This window comes from Streptomyces canus 299MFChir4.1 (assembly GCF_000383615.1).
GTDB classification, from domain to species: Bacteria; Actinomycetota; Actinomycetes; order Streptomycetales; family Streptomycetaceae; genus Streptomyces; species Streptomyces canus_C.
In genome coordinates, this window is record NZ_KB911626.1 from 1 (window position 1) to 12,519 (window position 12,519).

General features: G+C 68.8%; 8 protein-coding genes and 1 pseudogene. 3 read left to right on the forward strand and 6 right to left on the reverse strand.

All coding sequences use genetic code 11. The features are described 5' to 3' along the window. On the forward strand, positions 1–319 hold a 319-nt coding region (locus tag H293_RS60870; RefSeq protein ID WP_020123977.1), incomplete at its 5' end, for an IS5 family transposase. A 140-nt stretch (positions 320–459) separates the two neighbouring features. On the opposite strand, the gene H293_RS0143105 is transcribed toward H293_RS60870, so the two are convergent. From H293_RS0143105 to H293_RS54040, 5 genes and pseudogenes are all read right to left on the reverse strand, one after another. Continuing rightward, the gene (locus tag H293_RS0143105) at positions 460–1,287 is read right to left on the reverse strand and encodes an alpha/beta fold hydrolase (RefSeq protein ID WP_020123978.1); all 828 of its coding nucleotides are present in this window, start codon (positions 1,285–1,287) and stop codon (positions 460–462) included. Positions 1,288–1,355: 68 nt separating this feature from the next. Further along, positions 1,356–2,453, reverse strand: coding sequence for an RNA polymerase sigma factor (locus tag H293_RS0143110; RefSeq protein ID WP_199790266.1), 1,098 nt, complete (start codon positions 2,451–2,453; stop codon positions 1,356–1,358). 48 nt (positions 2,454–2,501) lie between these two features. Continuing rightward, positions 2,502–3,521: a methyltransferase gene (locus H293_RS0143115; RefSeq protein WP_033416433.1), complete on the reverse strand. Its 1,020-nt coding sequence runs from the start codon at positions 3,519–3,521 to the stop codon at positions 2,502–2,504. An 86-nt stretch (positions 3,522–3,607) separates the two neighbouring features. Continuing rightward, positions 3,608–5,320, reverse strand: a complete 1,713-nt coding sequence (locus H293_RS54035) for a tetratricopeptide repeat protein (RefSeq protein ID WP_020123981.1) — start codon at positions 5,318–5,320, stop codon at positions 3,608–3,610. Between the two features lie 397 nt (positions 5,321–5,717). Then, a pseudogene (locus H293_RS54040) lies at positions 5,718–6,511 on the reverse strand (AfsR/SARP family transcriptional regulator); the annotation flags it as partial. Between the two features lie 859 nt (positions 6,512–7,370). Between H293_RS54040 and H293_RS0143130 the strand changes: the two are divergent. Further along, entirely contained in the window at positions 7,371–9,536 is a 2,166-nt protein-coding gene (locus tag H293_RS0143130) for a discoidin domain-containing protein (RefSeq protein ID WP_020123982.1), read from the forward strand. Between the two features lie 73 nt (positions 9,537–9,609). Then, the gene (locus H293_RS0143135) at positions 9,610–10,689 is read left to right on the forward strand and encodes a DUF1996 domain-containing protein (protein ID WP_020123983.1); all 1,080 of its coding nucleotides are present in this window, start codon (positions 9,610–9,612) and stop codon (positions 10,687–10,689) included. A gap of 185 nt (positions 10,690–10,874) precedes the next feature. On the opposite strand, the gene H293_RS0143140 is transcribed toward H293_RS0143135, so the two are convergent. Continuing rightward, positions 10,875–11,894 carry a LacI family DNA-binding transcriptional regulator gene (locus H293_RS0143140; protein WP_020123984.1) on the reverse strand — a complete coding sequence of 340 codons (1,020 nt, stop codon included), beginning with the start codon at positions 11,892–11,894 and terminating at the stop codon, positions 10,875–10,877. Positions 11,895–12,519: the final 625 nt, after the last annotated feature.

The window sequence follows — 12,519 nt, forward strand, 5'->3', positions numbered from 1 at the left end:
CATACCCGCCACCCGCTCCCGGCGCGGGCCTCGTCGGCGCCGCCCGGTCAAACTCCGTGCCGATAAGGCGTACTTCTCCGCCCACCACCTCTCCTGGCTGCGAGAACGGGGACTGGTCCCGCGCATCGCCCGGCCGGGAATCGAGTCCGGCGAACGACTCGGCCGGCACCGCTGGAAGATCGAGAGGTCGATCGCCTGGCTGTTCGGCTACCGACGTCTCACCGTCCGATACGAGCGAAAGGGCTCCCACTTCCTCGCCTTCCTCGGTCTGGCGGCCGCCCTGATCTGCTACAAGAAACTTGCGAAGCTCACCACATGAGGCTCACCACATGAGACACCCTCTTAACTGACAGTCAAATGACCGACTGCTGGCGAGGAATTCGGGTTGTCGGGGCTCCCGATTCCCGCGTTCGGAAAGAAACGAACGCGGGAAGGGGAAGGAAGCCAATGGCCTGTGACTTACCCGATCACGATCCCGACGGCGGCAGCGAATTCCGTCGGCTGCTCAAGGTGACCGAAGTGGCCACTGTCCTTGAGTTCGACCAACTGTGCACGGGGGATGGAGGATTGCAGCACCTCTGCCCACCGGGGTCCGCAAATGAAGTCGTGGGTGCCGACGATGACGACTGTCGGTGCCTTGATCTCGCCGAGCTGATCACGCAGGTCGAACGCTTCCGGGGTCTGAGGCACCAGCCACGCACGGATCCCGGCGATCAGGTCGACGAACTCCGTCTTTCGGCCGGGGAAGTCAGCGAAGTAGCACGGAAGCGCATCGCGCAGTGCGGAGGTCATCGTCTCGTCGTCGGTCGCGGACGTGAGCCGCTCGAAGGCAGCCGGCATACCGGGGTCGATGGCCGCGTATGCGGCCACACCCGCCATGGCCTGCGCAAAGAACTCCTGGTCGGTCACCGCGGTCGTGTCGTACAGGATCAGGCCCGCCACCCGATCCGGATACTCCAGGGCGTAGCGCTGCATCACGAAGCCGCCGTGCGAGTGCCCGAGGAGGTGCACCTTGGGTTCGGCGAGGTCGTCGACGATGGCGGCGAGGAAGGTCACGTAGGTCTTGAGGTCGTAGTTCTCCAGGCGCCCCGAATCACCGGTGCCGACCGGCTCCAGGTAGACCATGGTGTAGTGCCGCTCCAGCGCAGGCATCCGCAGGTACCACCAGGCGGTGCCGGGACCGCCTGAGTGGGCCACGCAGACGGGGCCTTGGCCCGCGACGTGGTAGACCTGCCGGACGCCACCCACCGAGATCTCGTGGGTACGCAGAGTGGGGTCGGTATTCAACTCGTTCTCCTCTTCCGATGGTGCTGACCCGACCTGATGCACGTGCCACTGGAAAAGTTCGCTCGGGCTCAGGATTTTTCTGCGTCGGACGGAGTCGCGTGGAAGAGCGTGACGGAGCGGACGCGTCCTTTGTCCAGGGTCTGCAGCCACACCGCGTGCGGTGGGCAGTGGTCGGGGTCCGAGCCGAGGCTGAGGAGATCGAATTCCCAGATCAGTACATCGTCGCAGGCTACGACCTCAATCGGGCCGGGCCGGACCCCTGCGGCCAGGTCGCTCTCCATTGTCTGTTCGGCCAGCGCGGTGTCGCCGCGCACGGCCGCAGCCGGCACGATCAACTGGGTGTCGGGCCACCACAGTTCACGGACTACCTGGTGGAAGTCGCCGCGCGCGGTGGCTCGCATGGCGTCAGCGGCCTCGCGTGTGCGGGCCGCGGTCGTCGTCGACGCATCGGCGTACGCCATGTCGGCTGTGGCGCGCAGCGCGGTCGCCAGCTTGCGGTGGGCGTGGTGCAGTCGGCTGCGTACGGTCCCGACGGGAACACCGCACACGGTGGCGATGTCCGCGTATGAGCGAATGCTGCTGAAGTGACGGAGCAGGGCGATCAGACGGTCCTTCTCCGACAGCGTTGCCATGGCATGCCACACCCAGTCCCGCAACACCGTCCGCTCCAGCAGAGCTTCAGCGCCGAAGGCCTCATCAGCAGGCAGGAACCACTCGGGTTCGGCGACTGGCACGACCCGCCGCGAACGCACCTGCATACGGCAGTTGTTGCGCACGATGGCACGCAGCCACCCACCGATCGCGGTCGGATCGCGTACGTCACCGATCGACACGAGAGCGGTCACCATCGCGTCCTGCACAGCGTCTTCGGCATCCGGCCCGGCACCGAGCACGCTCAGCGCCACTGCCCGCATGCCGGCCTCATGCCGGGCCAGCAGTGCACCGAGTGCACCGACCTCGCCTCGCAGAGCTCTGCCGACGAGTTCGCTGTCGTCCATCGCCCGATCATATTGAGCGGCGTCCGTCGAAGTGCCGCCCTGTCCGCCCGACTGGAACATCGGCGAGCACGGGCGCCGCCGCGCGCCGCGCCCGACAAAGACGTCGACAACGATGAGGAACTGCGGCTCCTCGCCGCACCCTGCCCAGCGAGTCCCCCGGCCTGGCACACGACAGGTCGGGGGGCACCTGACCTGGCACAGTACTCTGACGCGTCGTCAGGAAGCTGTCGCCTCGATGATGGAGTAGGGGGAGGGTGTGGCGACAATCCGGTCCAGGGTGAAACCGTTCGCGCCGAGCAGTTGCGCGTACTCTTCCGCGGTACGTTCCCGGCCGGGCAGCATGCCCAGCATGGTCAGGTCGACCATCTTCATGTGATGGGGCGCGTCACCCGGCGGGATGACGCCCTCCACGACGAGCAGCCGGGCGGCGGGGCCAGCGGCGCGGCAGACCGTCCGCAGGATCTTGGCCGCGGACTCGTCGTCCCAGTCGTGCAGGATCTGACTCATCAGATAGATGTCGGCCGTCGGCACCGCCTCGAAGAAGTCGCCCCCGACAGCATCGACACGGTCGGCCAGCCCGCGCTCCGCCATCGCCGCCGTCGCGTGCGGGACGACCTCGGGCAGGTCGAAGACGATGCCGTGCCGGTCCGGACGCGCGGCGATCAGCTCGGCGAGCAGGCTGCCGTCCGAGCCGCCGATATCCGCCACGGTCTGGCCCGGGGGAAGGTCGTAACCGTCGAACATTCCCCGGCGCATCGAGCCCGTGAGGTCTGTCATCGCACGTGCCATCTGCTCGGTTCGTTCGGGCTTCTCGCCCAGCCACTCGAAAGCGGGCATGCCGAAGTACCGGTTCGCACCGGGCTCACCCGTGCGCACGGTGTGAAGGAGTTCGCCGAACGGGCCGTAATGCGTCTCCATCCACATCTCGGCGACATTGGCGAGCGTCGCCGGGTGCCTCCGGGAAAGCAGGGCACCCAGTGGGGTGGTCTCCACGAACTCCCCGTCCGTGCGGAACAGGCCGAGCATGGCGAGCGTACGGACGAGCCGGCTCAGCTGCTGCGGCCTGGCACCACTGCGTTCGGCCAGTTCACCCACGCTGAGCGGACCGTCCTCGAGCATCGTGCAGATGTCGAGCTTCGTGACCACGTACAGGGCCTGGGACACCTGGAATCCGCCCAGCAACTGTGTCATGACGAGGGAGGGGGCGGGCGCGGGGCCAGGTGCTGTCTCGGACATGCTGTTCGCCTTTCACAGATCATCGCTTGCCCTGCAAGCATCTGCGCAAGACGTTCATGTGACGTAGATGCGGCGTATACGCATGCTCACTGCCGGGCGAGAAGCCGGGCCAGTTCGGCGCCGAGTTGCGAGGCTCCGGGATCGTCACTCGTCGCCACCCCTTCCAGTGCCTGCCGGTACACGTCCTCCGCTTGCCGTGCGCGGCCGGCGCGTTGATACGCGTCACCGAGGGCGCGCAATGTTCCGGCCTCCCGGAAATGCGCCCCGTGCCGGCGGTAGATCGCGGCCGCTCGCCGGTAGCTGTCGGCCGCGTCGTCAATACGTTCCTGCCGTGCCTGGATGAAGCCGAGCGTGTCCCACGTGTCCGCCAGGGCATAGGGGCTCAGGTGCGCGTCCAGGGCGAGGGCTTGGCGAACGTGGTCGGCTGCTTCCTCCAGTCGGCCGAGCTGGGCGCACAGCCAGCTCACCGAGTTGAGTGCGCCGGCCCGCCGAGCGGGGTCGGTTCCCGGTGGGTAGAGGGCCAGAGTCTCGTGTGCGTGTTCCAGGGCTGCGACGTGGTCACCCTGCTCGGTCAGCAGGTAGCCGATCCGGGAACGGGTGACGGCGGCATCCTCCCGGGCACCGGTCTCCGTGAAGATCGCGAGTGCGCGACGCAGGTGGGCGCGGGCCGCCTGATGACGTCCCATGTTCGCGTCGGCCAGGGCGAGCCCCCACAGTGCGCGGCCTTCGGCCGCTGGGTCACCGCTGCGGATGGCGGTGGCCACACCGGTCTGCTGGGAGACCTGCAAGTGGTGCCACATCCCTTGCCGGTTGAGGTGGTCGCGGAGCAGCGCGGCGAGCTGCCAGGCGTGCCGGTCGAACTGTTCCCGGTCGGTCAGGTCGAGGGCGGCCAGCAGGGCGGTGTACTCGCTCTGGTACCAGTCCGCGGGCTCGGGGGCTTCGCAGATCACGCCGTCCATGGGACGCTCGGGCAGGATCTGGTGCCGGATCGCGAAGAGTTGATGCGCCGCCAAGCGCGTCGTGTGGACGTAGTGGTCGAGCAGGCGGTGGACGACCGCTCGTCGCTCTTGCTCGTCGTCCTGGTCCCGGCTCCGGTCCTGCCCGAACGCCCGGACGAGGTCGTGCATCGCGTACCGGCCCGGCCGCTCCTCGATGAGCAGGGCCGCCGCGGCGAGCTCGTCGAGGAGGATACGTGTCTCGGTCCTTGTCAGGGCCAGCATGCTCGCGGCGGCGTCGACGCTCAGGCGGGGGCCCGGATGCAGGCAAAGCCGCCGGAACGCCTCAGCAGGGCGTGCGCCGAGTGCGCGGTAGGACCAGGAGAGCACGACGCTGACGTCGACCGACGCGTCGGGGGTCCGGAACGCGGCCAAGGTGCCGTGCGCGGTGTTCAGCTCGTCTGCCATCACGCCGAGGGGAATGTGCTCGGCCACCACCGCGCGGGCGGCCACCACTGCCAGGGCCAGCGGGAGCCGTCCGCTGCGCTCGACGATGTCACGGGTGGCACGGGGCTCGGCCCGGACGCGGTCTGGGCCGACCCTGGCGGCGAACAGCGCTACCGCCTCGTCGTGTCCGGGTGGCAGCAAGGTCAGCAGCCGCGCGCCGTCGCGCACCAGCAGGCCGCTGAGCGTGCCCCTGCTGGTCACGATCGCCAGGCAGTGTCCGGTGCCGGGCAGGAGTTCCCTGACCTGGTCCGTGGTGGCGGCATTGTCCAGCAGGATGATCATCCGGCGGTCGGCGACGAGACTGCGGAATAGACCGGCACGGACCCCGGGATGGTCCGGCACGTCGGCGGCGGCCACACCGAGGGCCTGCAGAAATCCGCCGAGGACGTCGGCGGGTGCGGCAGGATCGCGGCCTGGCCCGTATCCGCGGAGATCGGCGTAGCTGCCCGTCGGCGTAGGCCGGTGCGACGCGGTGGGCCCAGCGCAGCGCCAGCGTGGTCTTGCCCACGCCGCCCATGCCCGAGATCACCGCGATCACCGGCCCCGGACCGTCGGCGGCCAGCAGAGCGTCGGCGCGCCGTAACGCCTCGTCGCGGCCGACGAACACGGCTGGTGACGCGGGCAGCAGGGCCGGACGGCCGACAGGTGAGGAGGCGGCGCCCACCAGGTCTGGATCGCCTCGGACGAGCCGCAGGTAGCACTGCTGCAGCTCAGGACCGGGGTCCACCCCCAATTCGTCGGCGAGCAGCCGGCGGCACTGCTGGTATGTGGCGATCGCGTCGGCCTGGCGCCCACAGCGGTACAGGGCGGTCATGAGCAGTTGCCGCAGATGCTCATTCAGCGGATGGGCGAGGACCAGGGAGTGCAGTTCCGCCACCACTGAGTGGTGGCGGTCCAGCTCCAGATCGAGTGCGAGACGTGTGGTGAGCGCCGACAACTGCCGCTGGGCCAGCGCGCTACGATGCGGTCCGCGCCGGGCCCGGCGACGTCGGCGAGCGCCGGTCCGCGCCACAGTCCCAGCGCCTCACGCAGCCGATCAGCGGCGGCCACCCGGTCGCCCGCTGCCCGCGCCCGGTCCGCGTCCGCCACGAGTCGCTCGAAGACCTGCAAGTCGAGTACACCAGCGGCGATCTCCGCGAAGTACCCGCCGGAGGACGACTGGATCGCGACTCCGGCCGCCGGGTCGGATCCCAGTGTCCGGCGCAGCTGGTGCACGTACGACCGGATAACGGCCACCGCGCTTGGCGGGGCCTCCTCGCCCCACAGCTCATCGGCGAGCTCCCGCACCGAGGCCGGAGTACCGCGGCGCAGGACGAGTGCGCTCAGCAAGGCACGCCGCTGGGGCGGCCCTGCGGATACCTCTGTCTCCCCACGCCTGAGGAGAAGCGGGCCGAGCACACCGACGCGCAGACGCTCACTCATCATCACTCCCGGGATGCAGCCTGGTGGAAGCGTGCCGTGAGGATATAGCGGGCCATGCGCATCGCTTTCAGTGGGCGGACAAGGTGTCTTGGACATGGAGTTCGCGCAGGTACGCAGTCTCTGCATACCGAAGTGACCACGTATGACCGCAGCCGAGCATGCGTGCACACGTCCGGACCGTGTGCACGCTTCGGTCGGTATCGCGCAGCGCGGCCTTCAGCGGACATGGTGGGGCACGAGTCCTTCGACCAGCCCCTACCCACGACGGCGCTGCTGAGGGCGAGTTGCCCAGCCCTGAGCAGCATCCCGGCCGAACGTCGGTCTCAACACCCGGACGCTTCTTGCCGTGTGGCGCGGGGCGGTTCACCGGACGCTCCCTCGTGCTCCACGCGCGCCGCAATGGGCCCAGTACCGCCGCGTTCCACAGGTCTGCGGTCCGCATCACGGATGCATCGGCATCTCTGGTGTGCCACCACACGGAGCAAAAATCCAGTCTTAATGCAAGCTGAAAGAAAAGTCTGCGCACCACCTTGACCGCCCCTGACGCGGCGGGCATGGTTCCGGAGAGCGCTCTCCCACTCATTCTGTGTGAAGGAGTCTCGCCATGTCTGCTGTCGGCACACCCAGCAGCGTCAGTCCTCCGCAAACCCGGCCGGCGCAGCGTCATGGGCGTGTTGGTCCCCGAACAGGTCATGTCCCTCTTGGCCGCGCCGTGAGGACACGGCGGTCACCGAGGCGGTCTACGGCGCCCGTTGGCCGAGCCCCGCCACCAGCCCGCAGTGGATCTACGACGATCTCGGTACCCCGCCTCACCCAGCCGGATCGAGCCGCCCCGCGAGGCCGCTCGTGCCGGGTTCCTCTGAGCGAAAAACGTCGACGACAACTCCCCCTGCAGGACGACCGCGCACCGACCCGGCGGGGCCATCCCGCGGTGGTCCGGCAGCGTCGCCCCGTCGGCTCTCCCCCCCACCCAGTAGGAGCAGATGTGTCCACAGCCGCCCCGTACCGCAGACCAGCAGGCCGCCGCGCCGTCCCCGCGCTCGCCCTCGGTGCACTGATCGCGTCATCACTCGTCTTCGTCGCTCCACCGGCCCAGGCGGCCGAGACCCTGCTCTCCCAGGGCCGGCCCGCCACCGCCTCGTCCCAGGAAGGCGACGGATACAGCCCCTCGGCGGCCGTCGACGGCAACCTCACCGGCACCCGCTGGGCCAGTAACTGGAGCGATCCGCAGTGGTTGCAGGTCGACCTCGGACAGCGGTCCGACCTCAGCCGGGTAGTGCTGACCTGGGAAGGCGCGTACGGCAAGAGTTACCAGGTCCAGGCATCCGACAACGGCACCGACTGGCGGACCTTGAAGACCGTGACCGGCGGCGACGGCGGCACGGACGACGTCGCCGTCTCCGGCTCCGGCCGCTACGTCCGCATGCTGGGCACGGAGCGTTCCGGCGCCTACGGCTACTCCCTATGGGAGTTCCAGGTGTACGGGAGCACGGACGGCACACCACCCGCCTCAGGCGCGGTCGCCGTCACCGGCTCGCAGGGCAACTGGCAACTGACCGTCGGCGGCCAGCCGTACACCGTCAAGGGGCTGACCTGGGGACCCGCCATCGCCGACGCCCCGAAGTACATGCCCGACGTCAAGTCCATGGGCGTCAACACGATCCGCACCTGGGGCACCGACGCCTCCACCAAGCCACTCCTCGACACCGCGGCGCAGCACGGTATCCGCGTCGTGAACGGCTTCTGGCTGCAGCCCGGTGGCGGCCCCGGCTCCGGCGGCTGCGTCAACTACGTCACCGACACCACGTACAAGAACAACATGCTCACCGAGTTCGCCAGGTGGGTGGAGGCGTACAAGAGCCATCCGGCGACGCTCATGTGGAACGTCGGCAACGAGTCGGTTCTCGGCCTGCAGAACTGCTTCAGCGGGGCGGAGCTGGAGACCCAGCGCAATGCCTACACCAGCTTCGTCAACGACGTCGCCAAAAGGATCCACGGCATCGATCCCGACCACCCTGTCACCTCCACCGACGCCTGGACGGGAGCATGGCCGTACTACAAGCGCAACGCGCCCGACCTGGACCTGTACTCGATGAACTCCTATGGCAACGTCTGCGGCGTCCGGGGCGATTGGGAGCAGGGCGGCTACACCAAGCCGTACATCATCACCGAAGGCGGACCGGCAGGCGAGTGGGAGGTGCCCGACGACGCCAACGGGGTTCCCGACGAGCCGACCGACGTGCAGAAGGCCGAGGGGTACACGAAGGCGTGGAACTGCGTCGCCGGACACCGGGGCGTCGCGCTCGGTGCCACCCTCTTCCACTACGGCATCGAGCACGACTTCGGCGGGATCTGGTTCAACCTTGTCCCCGACGGGCTGAAGAGGCTCTCCTACTACGCCATCAAGAGGGCGTACACCGGAACGGCCGGCAACGACAACACCCCGCCCGTCATCTCGAACATGAACGTCAACCCCGCCTCATCCGCCCCGGCGGGCGGTGAGTTCACCGTCCGGGCGGACGTGCGTGACCCCGACGGCGACCCGGTCACGTACAAGATCTTCCTCAGCGGCAACTACGCGAGCGGTGACAAGCGCCTGGTCGAGGCCAAGTGGCGATCCACCGGGACCGGGACCTTCGCCGTGACGGCGCCCGAGAAGCTCGGTGTCTGGAAGGTGTACATCCAGGCCGAGGACGGCCGCGGCAACGCCGGCATCGAGACGAAGTCGGTCAAGGTCGTCGCCCCGCCGGTCACCGGCACGAACATGGCGCTGAACAAGCCCACCACAGCCTCCTCCTTCCAGCCCTCGTACGGCGACTGCCCGTGCGAACCCGCCAAGGCGACGGACGGCCGGGCCGACACCCGATGGGCCAGCGACTGGAGCGACCCGCAGTGGATCAGGGTCGACCTCGGCGCCGCCACCCCCATCCGCACGCTCCAACTGGTCTGGGATCCCGCCTACGCCAAGTCCTACGAGGTCCAACTCTCGGACGACGGCACCACCTGGCGCACCGTCCACTCCACGACCACCGGCAACGGTGACGTCGACACCGTCGACGTCGGGGCGACCGCACGATACGTACGACTCAACCTGACGGCGCGTGGCACCGGCTGGGGCTACTCGCTGCACGAGTTCGGCATCTACAGCTGACGACGGCGAAGGGCGCCCGGCGGCGCCCTCTCGCACCACCCCCACTCGGCACCTCGGCGGGCAAGGAGGCCCCATGAGACCACGTTCGAAACTCCCCGCGCTGCTGCTCGGCACCGCACTCCTCGCAAGCGTCCTCGGAATCGGTACCGTCGCCACGGCGGCCGGCCCCGGCGACGCCCCGGCCGCCTCGGCCGGCGGTCACACCGGGCACACGATGGCAGTGTCGACCCAGGCGTCCGGCGACGACCCCGACGGCGACGGGTACATCCCAGCCGTACCCCCGGTCACCGGCGTGACCCCGTCCGATGCCACCCCGCCGGCGCGCTACCACAAGGAGTTCCAGGCCAACTGCGCTGTCACGCACACCGCGCCGGACGACCCGATCGTGTATCCGGGGCAACCCGGAAAGTCCCACGACCACACCTTCATGGGGAACACGACGACGCACGCAGGCAGCACGACGGCGAGCCTCTACGGAGGCAACACCACCTGCCTGGCCCCGGCCGACGCCTCCGCGTACTGGATGCCGTCCCTGTACAACGGGGACAAGAAGATCCTTCCGGTCGGGCCGCAGGTCATCTACTACAAGGCAGGCGTCACCGACTACACCAGCGTGCGGCCCTTCCCCAGGGGACTGCGGTTCGTGGTCGGCGACCCCATGCAGAGCGCCCAGGAGTTCCGCAGCCACAAGGGTTTCGTCGAGGGCTGGGAGTGCGGTGACAGCTTCTTCAACGTCGACTTCCCGGCGAGCTGCCCGAGTCGTCCCGAGGTCCAGCTCAACATCCGCTTCCAGGCGCCCAGTTGCTGGGACGGCCGGTACCTCGACACCCCCGACCACAGGAGCCACATGGCCTACCCGATCGTCAAGCCCGGCACCAACGACAACATGTGCCCGGCCTCTCACCCCGTCGCCCTGCCGATGATCGAGTTCAAAATGGCCTTCCCGGTCAACGGCGACATGAGCCAGGTCCGCCTGGCCAGCGGACGCGGGTACTCCTTCCACTACGACTTCTTCAACGCGTGGGAGGAGCGGACCCTCAGCGCGTTGGTCGACCACTGCATCGTGGGCGGCCTCCAGTGCGACGCGCGCGGCTACGACCAGAACCACCCGGAGCGCGGCGCGGTGCTGAACGAGGACTACCGACTGCCCTGACCCGGCGAGCGCTCACGAGCGCGACGGCATTCGCGTGGCGCGGGTGCCGTCGTGCTCCTTCCGCTGCCGGCCGGGACCAGGAAGGACCCCAGCGGTGTGCCACCGCGGGTGGACACGCGATGCCCTGCCCCTGCCGGCCACGTCGGCCGAACCGGCTGGGCGCCCAACCGCCACGAGGGTGCCGGTCAGCCGGATTCGCGTACGACCAGCACCGGCTCGAAGAGGAGGGCGCGGGGTTCGGTGCGGGGACTCTGGACCTGCTCGTCCAGCATCCTGGCCATGGCCGCCGCCATCTCCTCCACCGGCTGGCGAACGGTGGTCAGAGGCGGGCGGCACGTCACGGCGATGCTGGAGTCGTCGAACCCGACGACGGCGACATCCTCCGGTATGCGCCTGCCCAGTTCTCGAAGAACCTGGCAGGCGCCCTGTGCCATCAGGTCGTTGGCGGCGAACACGCCGTCCACCGAGGACTGGTCCCGCAACAGCGCGACCATGGCAGCCGCCCCACTGTCCAGAGTGAAGACACCCTCGGCCGTCGCAGGGCTGCCATGCCCGGCGTGAGCCAGGGCATCACGGAATCCGGCGAGGCGTTGCCGGCCGGCCCTCAGATCCGCGGGTCCGCCGATCGCCGCGATACGTCGGCAGCCGCGAGCCAGGAGACGCTCTCCGGCCAGACGTCCCCCCGCATAATGATCCAGATCGACGTAACTGACCGGTGACGTCCGGGCGGGGCGGGCGAACAGCACCGTGGGGACGTGGGCGGCAAGGAGCATGCGCGGCAAGGGGTCGTCCGATTGCACGGAGACCACCAGCGCGCCGTCCGCGCTGCCTTGCCGCACATAGTCGACCACCTGCTTCCTGGCCGCCTCCGACTCAGCGAACAACAGCACCGGTTGGATCATGCGCGCCCGGAGATACCCGACGACGCCGTTGACGACGCGACCGAAGAAAGGGTCGGCGAACACGCGGCCGGCGAAGGCGTCGCCCGCACCGGAGATGATCAGGGCCACGGCTCCGATGCGCCGGGTGACCAGTGCCCTCGCCGCGCGGTTCGGCGTGTAGCCCGTCCGTTCGATCGCACTGCGGACCAGGTCCTGGATGTCGGGATCGACGTTGCGCACGCCGTTCACGACCCGCGACACGGTGGCGCGGGAGACCCCGGCCTCCCGTGCGACATCCTCCAGCGTCGGGGCCTGCCTGTTCATGGGAAAACTTTAGCGTCGGGCACTGCAGGGCACATGCTCCGAGCGCAAGTCTGAAACTCCCGAGGTTGGACTCGTGCTGACCGCTGACAACGCGCGGTCAGGTGACAACAATCGCCTCTTCGCGGCCGCACGCGAAGACACTCGGACCGCCCACGCCTCGGCCGAGTCCGGCCACGGCGTCCGTTACGCCGCAGCGGCAGCCCTGGTGGATGAGTTGGTGCAGTGGGCTTGATCCGCTTTGACGGACATCCTTCCGGGGCGGAACCCCTGATCTCGGATGTCCGTCAAAGCGGATCAAGCCCACTGGCCGCCTCATGACCAGGGCTACGCGGAGATCGCTGCTGCACCACTCGGCGGGACATCATCACTGGCGCAGGTGATCGACGCGGTGCGCCACCTCGTCGACAACGGCATCAAGTGGCGGGCGATGCCAGGCGACTTTCCGACCTGGCCGCAGGTACGACCGGCTCGGGCAGTGGGCAGCAGGAACCGCCAACGGCACCTGTACCGAAGGAAACTCAGACCGATCCCGCGTGCGGCAGATCGCGGACCCGGGTGACTGCGGAGCTCGTGACCCGGATGGGGAGGACCCTCAGGGCGGGCGTAGCGTGGGCCGACTCGAACG